The 15,682-nt window shown below is 59.9% G+C and carries 14 protein-coding genes; 7 read left to right on the forward strand and 7 right to left on the reverse strand.

Annotated features, from left to right (window positions below; translation table 11 throughout):
- Positions 1 to 185: hypothetical protein (locus ACWNZ1_RS04645; RefSeq protein WP_204128157.1), on the reverse strand; the 185-nt coding region annotated here is incomplete at its 3' end.
- 242 nt (positions 186 to 427) lie between these two features.
- On the opposite strand from ACWNZ1_RS04645, the gene ACWNZ1_RS04650 reads away from it, so the two are divergent.
- Together ACWNZ1_RS04650 and ACWNZ1_RS04655 are read left to right on the forward strand one after the other, a co-directional pair.
- Positions 428 to 1,789 carry a cache domain-containing protein gene (locus ACWNZ1_RS04650; protein WP_135845300.1) on the forward strand — a complete coding sequence of 454 codons (1,362 nt, stop codon included), beginning with the start codon at positions 428 to 430 and terminating at the stop codon, positions 1,787 to 1,789.
- Positions 1,790 to 1,820: 31 nt separating this feature from the next.
- On the forward strand, positions 1,821 to 2,453 hold the full coding sequence (locus ACWNZ1_RS04655; RefSeq protein ID WP_256452806.1) for a response regulator: 633 nt from the start codon (positions 1,821 to 1,823) through the stop codon (positions 2,451 to 2,453).
- 71 nt (positions 2,454 to 2,524) lie between these two features.
- Here the strand turns inward: ACWNZ1_RS04655 and ACWNZ1_RS04660 are convergent, their stop codons facing one another.
- The gene (locus ACWNZ1_RS04660; protein ID WP_135845298.1) at positions 2,525 to 2,950 is read right to left on the reverse strand and encodes a VOC family protein; all 426 of its coding nucleotides are present in this window, start codon (positions 2,948 to 2,950) and stop codon (positions 2,525 to 2,527) included.
- A 101-nt stretch (positions 2,951 to 3,051) separates the two neighbouring features.
- On the opposite strand from ACWNZ1_RS04660, the gene ACWNZ1_RS04665 reads away from it, so the two are divergent.
- The gene (locus ACWNZ1_RS04665) at positions 3,052 to 3,924 is read left to right on the forward strand and encodes a LysR substrate-binding domain-containing protein (protein WP_135845297.1); all 873 of its coding nucleotides are present in this window, start codon (positions 3,052 to 3,054) and stop codon (positions 3,922 to 3,924) included.
- Between the two features lie 69 nt (positions 3,925 to 3,993).
- Here the strand turns inward: ACWNZ1_RS04665 and ACWNZ1_RS04670 are convergent, their stop codons facing one another.
- A complete protein-coding gene (locus tag ACWNZ1_RS04670) occupies positions 3,994 to 5,235 on the reverse strand; it encodes an arabinose transporter (protein WP_265073066.1) in 1,242 nt (413 codons plus the stop codon).
- Positions 5,236 to 5,367: 132 nt separating this feature from the next.
- Here ACWNZ1_RS04670 and ACWNZ1_RS04675 point away from each other — a divergent pair, with 132 nt between their 5' ends.
- On the forward strand, positions 5,368 to 6,000 hold the full coding sequence (locus ACWNZ1_RS04675; protein WP_135845295.1) for a TetR family transcriptional regulator: 633 nt from the start codon (positions 5,368 to 5,370) through the stop codon (positions 5,998 to 6,000).
- A gap of 30 nt (positions 6,001 to 6,030) precedes the next feature.
- On the opposite strand, the gene ACWNZ1_RS04680 is transcribed toward ACWNZ1_RS04675, so the two are convergent.
- Entirely contained in the window at positions 6,031 to 7,191 is a 1,161-nt protein-coding gene (locus tag ACWNZ1_RS04680) for a GGDEF domain-containing protein (RefSeq protein WP_280944919.1), read from the reverse strand.
- A gap of 212 nt (positions 7,192 to 7,403) precedes the next feature.
- Here ACWNZ1_RS04680 and ACWNZ1_RS04685 point away from each other — a divergent pair, with 212 nt between their 5' ends.
- Entirely contained in the window at positions 7,404 to 8,195 is a 792-nt protein-coding gene (locus ACWNZ1_RS04685; protein ID WP_135845293.1) for a transporter substrate-binding domain-containing protein, read from the forward strand.
- Between the two features lie 164 nt (positions 8,196 to 8,359).
- Here the strand turns inward: ACWNZ1_RS04685 and ACWNZ1_RS04690 are convergent, their stop codons facing one another.
- From ACWNZ1_RS04690 to ACWNZ1_RS04700, 3 genes are read right to left on the reverse strand one after another with little or no spacing between them, the layout of a single operon-like run.
- Positions 8,360 to 9,379 (reverse strand): TRAP transporter substrate-binding protein, encoded by a 1,020-nt coding sequence (locus tag ACWNZ1_RS04690; protein WP_456027454.1) that lies wholly within the window; start codon positions 9,377 to 9,379, stop codon positions 8,360 to 8,362.
- Positions 9,380 to 9,433: 54 nt separating this feature from the next.
- Positions 9,434 to 10,714 carry a TRAP transporter large permease subunit gene (locus tag ACWNZ1_RS04695; RefSeq protein ID WP_256452803.1) on the reverse strand — a complete coding sequence of 427 codons (1,281 nt, stop codon included), beginning with the start codon at positions 10,712 to 10,714 and terminating at the stop codon, positions 9,434 to 9,436.
- Positions 10,711 to 11,259 (reverse strand): TRAP transporter small permease, encoded by a 549-nt coding sequence (locus ACWNZ1_RS04700; protein ID WP_135845290.1) that lies wholly within the window; start codon positions 11,257 to 11,259, stop codon positions 10,711 to 10,713. Before ACWNZ1_RS04700 ends, ACWNZ1_RS04695 begins: the two co-directional genes overlap by 4 nt.
- Positions 11,260 to 12,195: 936 nt before the next feature.
- Between ACWNZ1_RS04700 and wecB the strand changes: the two genes are divergently transcribed.
- Positions 12,196 to 13,428 carry a non-hydrolyzing UDP-N-acetylglucosamine 2-epimerase gene (gene wecB, locus ACWNZ1_RS04705; RefSeq protein ID WP_238346756.1) on the forward strand — a complete coding sequence of 411 codons (1,233 nt, stop codon included), beginning with the start codon at positions 12,196 to 12,198 and terminating at the stop codon, positions 13,426 to 13,428.
- A 36-nt stretch (positions 13,429 to 13,464) separates the two neighbouring features.
- A complete protein-coding gene (locus ACWNZ1_RS04710) occupies positions 13,465 to 15,678 on the forward strand; it encodes a hypothetical protein (RefSeq protein WP_280944917.1) in 2,214 nt (737 codons plus the stop codon).
- Positions 15,679 to 15,682: the final 4 nt, after the last annotated feature.

The following is a 15,682-nucleotide window of genomic DNA, read 5'->3' on the forward strand; positions in this document are numbered from 1 at the left end:
ATCACGTTATTGGCGATGAAGAGGCTGTAGTAGCGGTAGGCGACCAGGTAGATGGCCACGGCTGCGACGACGATCCAGAGGGCGTTGATGGGTTCGCCGCGGCGCAAGGCCACGACACTCAACGCACAGGCTCCCAGAACAGCCACGGCAAACCAGGCGAGGTGTTTAACCAGACGGGTTGTCATTGCGTGTCTCCTGCCGATATCCAGTGGATTGCGGCGATTGTTTTTATAGTGTGCCCCGGCTATTCGGAGCCGGCCCAATATCCCTGTAAGTCGTCAATAAATAAATCCGCAGTACTACGTACGGGCCATCTACGTAGTTCTACGTAGATGGCCATATTCCACAGGTTTATGCCTCGCACATGGGTTTGACATATGATGCCCGCCATCCACCTCCCCGCCGCCGAATCCGGACAGGAGTACAGATGCTGCTCAAACACAAAATCGTCGCCCTCGGGATCCTGCCCCTGGTCCTGGCGATTGCCGTCATCTGCGCACTGGTGATCTCGCTCAATCGCCAGTTAGGCGATCAACAGGCCCAATTGATCGAAGACAGCATCCTGGCGAGCAAGCGCGCCGAGTTGAAAAACTATGTCGAGATGGCGCAGAGCCTGATCGCCCCACTGTATAACGGCGGTTTGGGCGACGAACGCGCGCAGCAGCAAGTCCTGGAGGAACTGCGCAAGCTCAGCTTCGGCATCAACGGCTATTTTTTCGTGTACGACCGCCAGGGCCGCAGCCTGATGCACGCCCGGCAGTCGGAACTGGTGGGGCAATACCTCTGGGACATGAAGGATCCCCACGGCCTGCCGGTGATCCAGGCGCTGCTCAAGAGTGCCGAATCCGGCGAAGGTTTCCAGCGCTATGCCTGGAACAAGCCCTCCTCCGGCCAAGTGACCGACAAGCTCGCCTACGTGGTGATGCTCGATCGCTGGGGCTGGATGCTCGGTACCGGGATCTATCTGGAGGATGTCGAGCGCGCCACCCAGCAAGCCCGCGATGAAGTGGCCCAGGGCATCCACACCACCATGCAGGCCATCGCTGCCATCGCATTGGTCGCGGTCCTGCTGGTGTTTGCCGGCGGCATGACCCTCAACGTCAGCGAACACCGGCTGGCCGACAAAAAGCTGCAGCGGTTGAACCAGCGCATCGTCAGCTTGCAGGAGGAAGAGCGTTCGCGAGTGTCTCGCGAACTTCACGACGGCATCAGCCAGTTGCTGGTGTCGATAAAATTCCAGTTCGAACTGGCCAGTCATGTGCTTGAAAACGGCCAGGAAAACGGCCTGGGCATTTTGAAAAACGCGACAGACCGACTCGGCGAAGCCATCGGCGAGATTCGCAGCATCTCCCACGACTTGCGCTCTTCCCTGCTCGACACCCTGGGCCTGCCTGCCGCCATCGGCCAACTCGCAGCAGAGTTCCAGCAACGCAGCGGGCTGGAGGTGTCCTACCGAAGCAACGAATTCGATTGCCGCCTGGAAAATGGAGCGCCGGTCTCGCTGTTTCGCATTGCCCAGGAAGCCCTGACCAATATCGAGCGTCACGCCGGTGCGAAAAGCGTCGGCATCACCTTGTTCGGCTCCGGCCAGTCCTTGCGCCTGACGGTGGTGGACGACGGGATGGGTTTCAACGTCCCACAGGTCGAACGTGGCCATAGCGGCATCGGCCTGCGCAATATCCGCGAACGGGTCGAGCATTTCGGCGGACGACTGGAGTTGACGTCGGTGCCGGGGCGAAGCGAGCTGGACATCCTGCTGCCCATGAACCTGTCGGCGACAGAAAGCTGATGCGCGCCCACTCCCACAAGAGCACCTGCCAATGAACCTGCCCCCCGTAATCCGCGTCGCGCTGGTCGACGACCACTCCCTGGTCCGCGACGGCATCAGGGCCCTGCTGTCCGTGATGCCCCGGCTGGAGGTGGTGGGCGAAGCCGAGAACGGCGCGCAAGCGATCGAGATGGTCGGTCGCTGCCAACCGGACCTGCTGTTGATGGACATCAGCCTCAAGGACATGAACGGGCTGGAACTGACTCGTTTGCTGGGCAAGCAATACCCCAGCCTCAAGATCCTCATCCTCAGCATGTACGACAATTATGAGTACGTCAGCGAATCCGTGCGATCCGGCGCCAGCGGCTACGTGCTCAAGAACGCGCCGTCGCGGGAGATCATCGCGGCCATCGAAGCCATCATCAGCGGCGGCACCTTCTACAGCGCCGAGATTGCCCAACGGCTCGCCACAGACCAAAACACCGATAACGAACTGACGCCGCGGGAGAGCCAGGTGCTGTCCAAAATGGTCCAGGGGCTGAATAACAAGGAAATGGCCCGGGAGCTGGACATCAGCGTACGGACAGTAGAAACCCACCGCCTGAGCATCCGCCGCAAGCTCAACATCGACAAACCCGCGGCGCTGGTGAAATACGCGATCGATCACGGGATCATTTCGCGCTGATAGAGAAACCCGCTGTGGCGAGACGATTTATCCCCTCACCACAAGGCTCAGTGTTCAGCAGATCGTATGCGTTACTTCGCAAACAACTGACTCATATCCTTGAACGCCTTGAACTCCAGCGCGTTGCCACAAGGGTCGAACAAAAACATCGTCGCCTGCTCGCCCACCTGCCCCTGGAAGCGGATATAAGGCTCGATCACAAACTCAGTACCAAAGGACTTCAAGCGCTCGGCCAGTGCTTCCCACTCTGCCCAACCCAATACCACACCAAAGTGCGGAACCGGAACGTCGTGGCCATCGACCGGGTTGCTGTGGACGCTTTCCTGGGACGCCGTCTTCGGGTGTTCATGGATCACCAACTGATGACCGTAGAAGTTGAAATCGACCCATTGCGCACTGGAACGACCTTCTGGCAGTCCGAACACATCCGCGTAAAAAGTACGGGCTGCCGCAAGATCGTAAACGGGAATAGCCAAATGAAAGGGAGAAAGACTCATCAGGACACCGGTCGTTTTCGCAAGAGAGAAACAAGCCTAGCGCCGCACTTGAAATAATAAAATCAATATAAATTAGTCAGAAACACAATTATTCTTTGTGAATGATCAAAGAACTGAAAACCCTCATCGCCGTCGCCCGCGAAGGCACTTTCGCCGCCGCCGGCCACCGCATTGGCCTCACCCAGGCAGCCGTGAGCGCCCAGATGCAACGCCTGGAGGCCGAACTTGGTTTCGAGATCTTCGATCGCAAGGGACGCTCGGCCCACCTGAACCGCAGGGGCCATCAGATCCTGCTGCAAGCCCAGGAGCTGCTTCGCCAATACGACAACCTGGGCTCCTCCAGCGTCGGCACACCGGCCAGCGTATTGATGAACATCGGCGCCATCGCGTCAGTCCAGCGTTCATTTCTGCCGGACGCCTTGGCACAGTTCCACCGCCAGTGCCCACACTGCCGGACGCGGGTGATTCCCGGTCTGTCGATCGAGCTGATCAACTTGGTGGACGTCGGCGAAATCGACCTCGCAGCCATCATTCGCCCACCTTTCTCATTGCAGAGCGATCTGCGCTGGACCACCCTGATCCAGGAACCCTACCGCCTGATCGTACCCCGCGATGTGCCGGGGGATGACTGGGCCGGATTGCTCGCCAGTCAGCCGTTCATCCGTTATGACCGCTCATCCTTTGGTGGCCGGCAGGTGGACCGCTTCCTGCGCCAGATGCACATCCCCCTGCGGGAGGTCTGCGAGTTGGACGAACTGGACGCGATCATCAAACTGGTGGAAAGAGGCGTCGGCATCGCGTTGGTTCCCCAGACCGCAGCCCATCACGACTGGCCTGCCGGGGTGCGGGTCCTGGACCTGGGCTCACATACCTTCCATCGCGACATCGGCCTCGTCCACCGCGCTCCGCAAAGCCTGACCGAGCCAGTGCGCCTGCTTGTACAGCTGATGGCCGAGCAGGCCCAGGGCAGCTGACGAGCCCCCCTGCGCCGGGAGTTCCGATCAACCACCGTAGATCGCGAACCGCTGTGCCCCATGGATGGCTCAAGATTTATAGTGAACGGGTACGGCCTGCTTCCCATCGGCCCGCCCCATCAACAACATCAAGGCGACCCCAAAGGAAAGTGCGACAGTCACGGCGCCGCCAAGGTAAACAGCCTCGATGCCCCAGCCACTCGCCAACACACCGGCCAGCGGACTGGTGAGGCCCAGGGAAATATCCAGGAACGCAACATAAGCCCCCATGGCGAGGCTGCGAGTTTGCGCCGGCGCGCGCCGCACCGCTTCCACCCCGAACCCCGGGAAGGCGAGCGAATAGCCAAACCCGGTCAATGCAGTCCCCAGGTAAGCGACAAGCGCGGTGTCGGCCCCCCAGATCAGCAGCAGCCCGACGGCCTCGATGACAACACAGACCAACGCCACCTGCGCACCGCCAAGCTTGTCCGGAAGATGCCCAAACAAGAGGCGAGCGCCAATGAACGCCAGGCCGAACGCGGTGAAGGCCAGCGACGAGTTGCCCCAGCCCCTGCTGGCGAACAACAGAGCGATGAACGCGGTGACAACCCCGAACCCGACACTGCAAAACGCCAGCCCCAGGCCCGGGGTCCATACAGTGCCCAGCACTTGGTAGAACGGCGTGCGCCGGGTCGCCGTGGGGGCGACAGCGGTGACATTGGCAACAACCAGCAGTGCCAGCAGCGGGATGAATACCGAGCTCACGGCAATGCCCATGAACCCCCACGCAGCATTCAGAAACACGCCCGCCGGCGCCCCCAAGGCAAAGGCGCCGTACATGGCGATGCCATTCCAGGCCATGACCTTGCCCGCATGTTGCGGGCCGACCAAACCAATGCCCCAGCCCAGCGCGCCGGTGACGATCAGGCTTTCGCCCATGGCCAGGATGACTCGGCCCAAGAGCAGCAGCCAGACTGAAACCACCGGCACCTCGACAAACGCCAGGGAAACCAGGTACATCAGGCCGGAACAGGCCGCTGTCACCAGGCCGGCAATCACCGCACGCTTGGTGCCGCGGATATCGGCGAAGTTGCCGGCCCAGGAACGCGAAAACAGCGCCGCGGCGAACTGCGCGCCCACCACCAGGCCTATCACCAGCGTGCCCATGCCCAGCGTGTCGTGCAGATGCAAGGGCAAGACGGGCAATTGCATGCCTATCGTCAGGAAGCCGATGAACACCGTCAGGGTCAGTGGAAGTAGCTTCAACACCGGATTGGCGCCGGCGTCCCCAGAGGTCGCCGAAGAAGCAGGATGCGTATGTTTGTGAGTCATGAGAGTCATACCAGAGGAAGTCGTTGAGTGCCGTTTGGGGGACGACTAAAATGCGATCAATTCGTCGCATTCAGAATACAAACACCTCGTCGCATTTCCTATTCGCATTCCCCCTACAAGGCTCATCCATTCATGTCCGAGCGCTCAAGCCCACAGATTTCCTCGAGAAAACAACCCCGACAGGCACGCTCGACCGAACTGGTCTCCGCCGTTCTGCAAGCCGCTGTTCAGGTTTTGGCAACGCAAGGCGCGCGGCGCTTCACCATGGCGCGCGTGGCTGAGAGGGCCGGGGTGAGCGTCGGTTCGGTGTATCAGTACTTTCCCAACAAAGCGGCGATCCTGTTCCGACTGCAAAGTGATGAATGGCGCCAGACGTGCGAGATGTTGCGCAATATCCTTCAGGACAACGGCAAATTACCCTTCGAACGGCTGCGTACACTTGTGCAGGCGTTTATCCAATCGGAATGCGATGAGGCGCTGATCCGTGTCGCACTCAGCGACGCCGCGCCGCTTTACCGTGACGCCCCCGAGGCGCAAGAGGCCAGGGCTTCGACGGAACAGGCGATGGGACTCTTCATGCAAGAGGTGCTGCCCACGGCAGCGGCGGAACACCGAACACTGGCCGCCGACTTGATCACCACGACGCTCAGTGCCGGAGGTAAACAGTTTTCAGCAACGCCTCGCTCGCCTGCGGAGATTGAAAAATACGCGCAGGCAATGGCCGATATGTTTTGCGCCTATCTGGCCAGTCTTGAACAGCCCTGAACCTCATCGTCCTTGGACCAGGGCGCTTGCTCAGGACTCAACCTCAGCCTGCCTGTCGAACCGATGTGACAACTCATCCGCCACCGTCTGGTTACGCCCGGCTCGCTTCGCCTGGTAAAGCAAGCTATCAACGCGTTTGTACAGGCTCTGCCAGGTTTCCTTGGGGCCTAGGCTGCCGACACCAAAGCTCGCGGTGACCGGCCCGACAGCATCCAGTGTGGCGCAACCACCGTGCTCGATGGCCATTCTCAAGCGCTCCGCGCACTCATGGGCTTCCCGGGCATCGGTGTCCGGCAGGAGCACGGCGAACTCCTCGCCGCCGAGCCGACCGACGATGTCGCGTTTGCGTGCCGAGGCACGCAGAAGTTGTCCAACCTCGCGCAGGACGTTATCGCCCACGTCATGACCGTGGGTGTCGTTGATGCTCTTGAAATTGTCGATGTCGCACAGTGCAAGCGACGTCGTGCCACGCGGGCTCTTCATCAGTAGCAACGACACCTGGTCCTCGAAGCCGCGCCGGTTCAAGACACCGGTCAACGGGTCGAAATCGCGCTCGCGCCGCAAGTCATCGATCACATCGGCAATGGCAGCGGCGAGAATCGTAAAGGCAAGCGCAACACCCAGCACCGCCAGGGACAACTGGAGCGCCTGCCAAAACACCGAGTTGACGAAAGTGATCCGGTCGACAGGCGCCGAAAGCCCGACGGTCAACAGGGTTCGCGGAAAGAAATGTAACGAGAAGACCAGCAACACCCAGAACAGTGCCTTGTCGACGAGTCTGCCGCCCACCAGGGATCTGAGCTTGAGCGCAGCCACCAACAGAATCGCGCCGTAGCCAAAGTTCTGGATGTAGATGCGCGCAAGGAGGTTACGGTCAATATAAAAAAACCAGGCCAGCGCCAGCGTGAGGAGACATACCACACCGACATCCAGCCGCCAACCGAAGCGCTTCTGCGAGCGCAGCAAAACGCCTTCGGCCACTGCCAGGACCGCCGAGGTATACAGTGCGCCGGACACAACAGCGTTGGGCCCGATGCCGGGCGGCAGGCCGAAAATCTGTGACATCGCGCCACACGCGAACAGGCCGCAACCAGCAGCCAGAAGCAGTAAGTAGTCGCGTTTTTTGTCAATGAACCACGCGCAGACGAACGCAACCCCAAAGACCGACAGGATCCCGGGGACCATCAACATAAGCGTGACTCTGACGACTGATGCGTCCATTGGAACTGGCTCTCGCCGATCAAGGTGTGCAATTGGCCATGATGACAGAGCTGAGGGAAGGAAACCTGTGAAGTTTGAGCAACTCGCTCGTGGCGGCGAGTTCCACGACGCCCGTGACAGCCCGCAAACACTTTTACTACACTGGCCCGTCTTGTCCCCTTCCCTTGCGAGACGTCCCTTCCATGAAAACCATAACAAGCACGATGACGATCTGTGGCCTGCTGGCGTTCTGCGGCAGCGCCCTGGCGCAACCTGCGCCCTCGCATCTGGACCAAGTGCTGCAACGCGGCGAACTGAAGGTCTGCACTACTGGCGACTACAAGCCCTATACCTATAAAGCTGAAACCGGCGAATACGAAGGCATTGACATCGACATGGCGCGCTCGCTGGCCACCAGCCTGGGGGTCAAGGTGCAATGGGTGCAGACCACCTGGAAAACCCTGATGCCGGACCTATTGGCGGAAAAATGCGACATCGGCATGGGCGGCATTTCAGTGACCCTGGAGCGCCAGAAGAAAGCCTACTTCAGCACCACCCTGGACGTGGATGGCAAGATCCCGCTGGTACGTTGCGAAGACCAGGCGCGCTACCAGACCATCGAACAGATCAACCAACCTTCGGTGCGCCTGGTAGAGCCGGCCGGCGGCACCAACGAAGCCTTCGTCCGGGCCTTCCTGCCCAAAGGGCAGCTCAACTTTCACGACAACGTGACCATCTTCCAGGAGCTGCTGGACAAGAAAGCCGACGTGATGATTACCGACGCATCAGAAGCGCTGTATCAGCAAAAACTCAAACCCGGCCTGTGCGCCGTCAACCCGACCCACTACCTGCAATATGGCGAGAAGGCCTACCTGCTGCCACGGGACGACACCACGTGGAAAATGTACGTCGATCAGTGGCTGCACCTGAGCAAGGCGAATGGCAGTTATCAGAAGGTCATTGGGCAGTGGTTGGCGGTCCCGGGCGCTCAGTAACAGACTGACAATAATCCTGTGGGAGCGGGCTTGCTCGCGAAGGCGTCGGGACATCCAACATCACTGCAAGCTGATCCACCGCTTTCGCGAGCAAGCTCGCTCCCACAGGGTTGAACTGTTTGAGGTCTGATTCAGCGTCAGGCCTTGGCTAACGACACTTCAACTCACTGCGCCGCCCGCACCTTGGCGATTTCGGCGTACATCATCTTCACCAGGTCGCCATCCAGGGATTTGGCGAACTTGTCGATCACCGGTTGCACGCGCTCACGGAAGCGATCTTTCTCCGCCGGGGTGATTTCGTTGACGGTCATCGCGCCGGCCAGCGTAGCTTTCGCCTTGTCCATGCTCGCCGCAGTGACTTCGCGCTGGAATTTTTGCGCCTCGGCAGCGGCCTGGCGAATCATCGCCTTCTCATCGTCGTTGAGGCGATTCCAGGTTTTCTGGCTGATGATCAACGACTGCGGATTGAAAATGTGGCCGGTCACTGAAAGGTACTTCTGCACCTCGTAGAACTTGTTGCCTTCGATCACCGTGAAAGGGTTTTCCTGGCCGTCGATGGTCTGCTGCTCAAGGCCGGTGTAGACCTCGGGAAACGCCATCGGCACAGGGTTGGCGCCCAGGGCAGTGAAGGTTTCCAGGTAGATCGGCGACTGGATGACGCGAACTTTCAAGCCCTGCATGTCTTCAAGTTTGGTCACTGGATGCTTACTGTTGGTCAGGTTGCGGAAACCCAGGTCCCAGTAGCCCAGGCCCACCAGACCTTTGCTGTCCAACTGCGCCGCCAGTTTCTGGCCGACCGGCCCGTCGATCACCGCATGGGCTTCTTCAGCGTTATTGAACAGAAAGGGGAAGTCGAGCATTGCATAATCCGGTGCCTGGGCCGCCAGGATGCCGGAGTTGAGCACGGTGATGTCCAGCGTGCCGCCTTGCAGGGCCGACACTGTTTGCACGTCGCCGCCCAAGGTACCACCGGGGAACAGGCGGACCTTGATCTTGCCGCCGCTCTTCTCGCTGAGCAGGTCGGCGAACTTCTGCGCGCCCTGCCCTTGTGGATGCTCCTTGACGTTCTGGAACGCGAATCGCAGGGTACGCTCGCGGATCTCATCGGCGTGGCTGGCCACGCTGCCCAACAGCAACCCGGTTGCACAGGCCCCGGCCAACAGGGTTTTCATCAGTTTTCGCATGTCACTCTCCGGTCATTATTGTTTTTAATCGAGCTACTACGGCTTGCACCGGCATCAGCCAGTGAAGAATTTCAACGGTCCCAGGACCAACTGAGGGAACACCACCAGCAGGAACAGCACCACAAACTGCGCGAACATGAACGGCCACACGCCGCGGACGATTTCCTCGAAGTCCAGTTTCGCCACCCCACACACCACATTGAGCACCGTACCCACGGGCGGCGTGATCAGGCCAATGGCCGTATTGATCAGAAACAGCACGCCGAAGTACACCGGGTCGATCCCCGCCTGGATGACCGCAGGCATCAGCACCGGGGTGAGGATGAGAATGGTCGGGGTCATGTCCATCACCGTCCCTACCAGGATGATCAGCACCATCATCACCAGCAGCAAAAGGGTCTGGTTATCCATGAAGGGCTGCAGCAGTTCCGCCAACTGGCCCGGCAGATCCGCGATGGTCACCAGCCACGATGAAACCATGGCCGCCGCCACCAGCAGCATCACCACCGAGGTGGTCTTGGCTGCGGACAGGATCACTTCGTACAACTGGCTGACTTTCATTTCCCGGTAGATCACCAAGGAAACGAACAGCGAATAGACCGCTGCGACCACTGCGGCTTCGGTGGGAGTGAAGATCCCGAATTTAAGGCCCAGGACGATGATCAAGGGCAGGCCCATGGCCCAACTGCCGTCGAGCAACGTGCGCAGCACTTCGGCGCGGGAACGCTTGGGCGGCGTCTCGACGTTCTCGCTGCGAGAGATGTACCACCAGGCCACGGCCAGCGAAGCACCAAGCATCAGCCCTGGCACGATACCGGCCAGGAACAGTTTGGATATCGATACCCCGGACGCCACACCAAAGACGATGAAGCCGATGCTCGGCGGAATAACCGGCGCGATGATGCTACCGGCGGCGATCAGGCCGGCTGAACGCCCACGGTTATGCCCAGCCAGCACCATCATCGGCACCAGCAACGCCGCCAGGGCCGCTGCATCGGCCACGGCCGAGCCGGAGAGCGACGCCAGCAGGCAGGAAGCAATAATAGCCACGTAACCGAGACCACCGCGCTTGTGCCCCACCAGCGCCATGGCAATATTGACGATGCGCTTGGACAGGCCGCCGACATTCATGATCTCGCCGGCCAGCATGAAGAAAGGCACTGCCATCAGCGGAAAGCTGTCGGCGCCGTTGAGCAGGTTCTGGGCGATGATTTGTGCGTCAAACAGATCCAGATAAAACATCAGCGCCACGCTGACCACCAGCAAGGCAAACGCAATGGGTATACCCAGCGCCATGCTGCCCATCAACGACCCGAGGAAAATAACCAGCGTCATGGGCGTGTACTCTTGATGGGGTTATGGGCGATCGCCTCGGCGGCGTCGTTGTCCTTGACCATGACCAGTTCGTCATCCCCCAGCTTGCCGAACAACGCCAGGTAGAGTTCATAAACCAGGATGGCCGCGGCGCTGGCACCGAACACCAGGCCGGCGGCGTAGAACAGTGCCATCGACAGGCCTGAGGCGGGTGCGACCACGTCCAGGTTGATGACCGCCTGCTGCCAACTGCCACTGAAAATCAGCCAGCAGATGTACAGCATCAGTAGATGCCCGATGACCAGGCAGAGACGCTTGCCGGCCGGCGGTAAACGCTTGACCAGGCTGTCCATCCCCAGATGAGCACGGTCCTTGAGCGCCACCAAAGCACCGAGAAAAATCATCCAGACGAAGAACCAACGCGACAGCTCTTCCGACACGCTGATACCGGAGTTGAAGGCGTAGCGCAGCACCACGTTGCCGAACACCAGCACGATCATTGCGAGCATGCACAACACAATCAGCAGCTTTAGCAGCTTGAAATACAGATCGACGACTTTTGCCATCTTGAAGACCTCTCGGATTGTCGAGTGCCGGGGTTCACCCGGCGCGATAGAACGGCAACGCAGGGATCGCTATTCGATCGAACCAGAGGTGTTGAAAGGTGCTTCAGGGCTCAAGCAGCGAAGCGGGGGGAAGGCGAAGGGCGCTCGCAGACGGGTACGCATAGGGTATTCCTCTATTTTTATTATGGTCTTGGTCATGCTGAAGAAGCGTGCTGCAGACAAAATGTACCACCCAGTTAATTTGGTCAATAACCCCGTCAGGTGTTCGACACAAAACGTTCGATTATCGGTTAGCTGCGCGGATGACCTGTCTACCCCCCGATACATGTCCAAGTCTGTTAGAGGGACTTTCCTTATCGGAAATAAATGATTGGCCTCATGAATCTTCAGTCACTCACTAGTTCTTCCCATCGGGAATTACAAAATGAAATTGAACTTCCTCCAACATCTAACTTTACCTAACCACTACTTACAATAAGGCCTCACACTTCCTGACAACATACAGGCGCCATTCCAATGACAACCCAAGTCAATCGCTGCACATAATACGGCGCCAAAAATACATCAATTCGATTTTCCGGGGTATTCCTAGCATCAAAAGCAAACATCTAAAACATAAAAAATCCTTATATTTCAATAAGTAATAAACCATTCACATCCACTAACACACTCCCCTTACCCACCCCCATCGAGCCTTCTAAAAAAACATTAATCAAACTTATGCATATAAAACTTTGCGATAACGGACTTTGATGTTATTAATTTGCCGCGCCAAGCTGCGAGATGCCACTACACCACTTCCCGTGGACGTAAAGCCCCTGCCTGACATCTACCAGTTGGACAATCAACTCACTTAAATCGCTTGTTTGCTCAAACGCGTGGTCGCGCCTGGGCGGGCTGTTGTGCTGCGCAGAAAACTGCGCGAGGAAGGGCGTTATCGCTATTCAAGACTCACGGATCAAGGTCCTTTCGATCTTCGGTACCCGTCCAGAAGCCATCAAGATGGCACCGTTGGTCAAGGCCCTCGCAGCCGAACCCGGCATTGAGTCGCTGATCTGCGTCACCGGCCAGCATCAAAGCATGCTCAAGCAGGTGCTGGATCTGTTCGATCTCGAGGCCGACTTCACCCTTGACGTGATGACGCCGCACCAGACCCTCAACTCCCTGACCGCCGCATTGTACGGTGCCATCGACCCGGTGCTGGAACAGACCCGGCCGGATCGGGTACTGGTCCATGGCGACACCACTTCAGCCATGGTGGCCTCGATGGCAGCCTTCCATCGGCGTATCCCCGTGGGTCATGTGGAAGCCGGGCTGCGCACCGGTGATATCTACAGCCCATGGCCGGAAGAAATGAACCGTCGCTGCATCGATCTCAGTGCCGACCTGCTGTTCGCCCCGACCGACCAATCTCGCGAAAACCTGCTGAGTGAACGTTTGCAGGGCCGTTGCCTGGTGACGGGCAACACGGTCATCGACGCGTTGCAGATGACCGCTCAACGCATCAATGCGGATACCTGGTTGCGTGACAAACTGGACCAACAGTTCCCGTTCCTGCAAGCCGGACGCAAACTGCTGCTGGTGACCGGCCACCGCCGGGAAAACTTCGGCGAGGGTTTCCTCGACATCTGCAAGGCCCTGCGCCACCTGGCTCAACGTCCGGATATCCAGATCGTCTACCCGGTGCACCTCAATCCCAACGTGCTTGGGCCAGTGACCGAGCAGTTGGGTGACCTGCCCAACGTGCACTTGATCAAGCCCCTGGATTACCTGGCGTTCGTGCGCCTGATGCAACACGCCCACGTCATCCTCACTGACTCCGGCGGTGTGCAGGAAGAAGCGCCATCCCTGGGTAAACCGGTGCTGGTGATGCGCGACGTCACCGAACGCCCCGAAGCCGTGGCGGCGGGCACCGTGCGCCTGGTGGGCACCTCCCCGGCCTCGATCGTTGCCGGGGTGGACGCGCTGTTCGACGACCAGGCCTTGTGGCGGCGCGCATCACAGGCGACCAACCCCTATGGCGATGGCAAAGCCAGCCAACGCATCGTCGACACCCTGATGGGGCGTCCGGTCAGCGATTTTGTCGTGGGCCAGGTGCATTCGTTCCAGGCGCTGACACACGCCCCGATGCCCGCACTACACGAGTTACTCGCCGATTTCACCTCATAACTGCTACCCACCCTTATCAGATCGAGATTTGCCTGAATGAAGCCTTCCGTTGCCATCTCTACGGGCGCGCTCAGCGCCCTTGCCTGTGGCCTGAGCCTGCTCGCGCTCATGCCAACCTTTGCCCTGGCTGCGGACAGCCCGCTCACCCAGGCAATCCATCGACTCAACGCCGATACCCGCCAGGAGCGCGAAATTCGCTTGCGGGATCTGGGTATCACGGCTCCGATCCTGCTGGGCGCCAGCGATGCTCGACGCGAGCTGTATTTGCCCGTCCCTGCCGGCGTAACCCTCAACGATGCGACGCTGCAGCTGGACGCCAGTTACCTCAATGGTGAAGGCGGCCGCAACACCATGCTGCTGTCGCTCGACGGCTATCCGGTGCGTGCCGAAGGGCTCAGCGAGGCGCAGGGCGATGCCAGCGTCAAGCTGGGCGTAGACAAGACCCCGCGTGACAACGGCCTGGTGCGCCTGGGCATTGCCTGGTCTTCGATCGTCTCCCGACCATTGTGCGAAGACGATCGAGTCATCGGCAACGTGTTGCGCATTCAACCCGACACGCGCCTGAACTACAGCTACGACGCCAGCCAACTGCAGGATGTCGGCGCGGCCTGGACGACACTGCCCACCAACCCCGGCATCCTGGTCGCACCGGGCTCGCTGTCCGCCGGCAGCTATGATGCAGCCTGGCGATTGGGCGTGGCCCTGGAGCGCATTGGCAAACATAGCCGCATCCTGCCCTTCCCTGCCGTGCAGGACAAAGTGGACCTGAGCGGTCTGCGGATCCCGGCCGAGCTGCTGAGCATTCCAGCCTTCGCCAGCCTCAACGGCAAAGGCCAGCACACCCTGGCCAACCCCGCCGAAATTGGCGCCCTGCTGATGCTCGGCCAGACACCGAATGTACAGGCCGACCTGGCCATCAATGACCCACAACTGCTCAAGGCCATCAACCAGGCCCTGGACGCCTTGCAGAATCAGGTCCAGGGCGTCGACGCAACAGCGGCCAGCGCATTGACCCAATGGCGCGATCAGCACGTCAACGCAGCCATGGCGAGCGCTGGCACTGACAACGTGCGCCTGGCACTGCTGGGCGCTCGCCCGGTACTGATCATCGCCCCGGATGCGACCGGCAAAGCCTTGTCCTTGCTCGGTTCGGCGTGGAACAAACTGGCCCGCAGCCGTCAGTTGACGGTGACCGAAGCCCAAACGCCGTTGAGCGACGATGGCCGCGTGGCCTTGTCGCGGCTGGGCGGCGCCCCGGGCACATTCGACGTGGCCTCGCGCTTCGACTGGAGCACCTCGTTCCCCCTGGGCAGCGTGGCGTATGACGGCCGCCTGCCCGTGACCGCGGTGGTGGACATTTCCGCAGCGCCGGGTGCTTCGCACACCCCGCCCGTGGCCTCGCTGTACTTCAATGACTTTCTGATCGGTGCCCAGCAGTTGACCACCGACGGTGAACCGCAACGCATCCAGGGGCATGTCCCACGCTACGCCCTGAGTTCGAAAAACGTCTTGCGCGTCTCCTTCCAACGTCAGCCGGTCAGCGACCGCTGCCTGGAAACCCCGCAGGCTTTCCCGGTGTCGGTCCTGCCAACCAGCCATATCGTGCTGGAAAAAACCTCGTTGGATGACGATTTTTCCGGTATCGCCGCACGCTTCGCTGTAGACACCCAACTGCTCGTTCCCCAAGCGTACCTCGACCATCCGGCCAGCAGCCTGGCCCAAGTGATCTCGGTGGCCGATGCATCCGGTGTATCGCCGCTGCGCGCGCAGTTGAAGGTCAGCACCGATCCAAAAGCCGTCGTCAGCCCGGATAAAGCCTTCCTGGCCTTCGAACTGCCACTCAAGGACACCAAGGAATCGGTGCAGGTCGATGAGCAGGGTCACCTGCGCATCAACCATAAGGACCAGGTGATGCTGGATGTGCAGCGCCTCGACCAATTGGCGTCACTGCAAGTGGTGCAGAGCTCGGGCCAGTACGGCCTGGTCTATCGAACCCTGGGCAGCCAGCCACCAAGCCTGGCCAAACCGATCGTGCTGACCCGTGGCGACGTGGCGATCCTGGGTGACAGCGGTGCCGTGGCGATCCTCGATATCCAGGATCCGAGCGGCAGCCAGTTGATCGGCCGGGAAGAACCCAAAGGCCTGGATGCCTGGCGCAAACCTTCGCTGCTTTGGCTGATTCCAGGCGCCATTATCCTGTTTCTCCTCTTGTTGCTGGCTGGCCGTAGCGCCCGTCGCAATCGCCAGTAACGGT

The organism is Pseudomonas sp. CFBP 5748 (assembly GCF_053850495.1).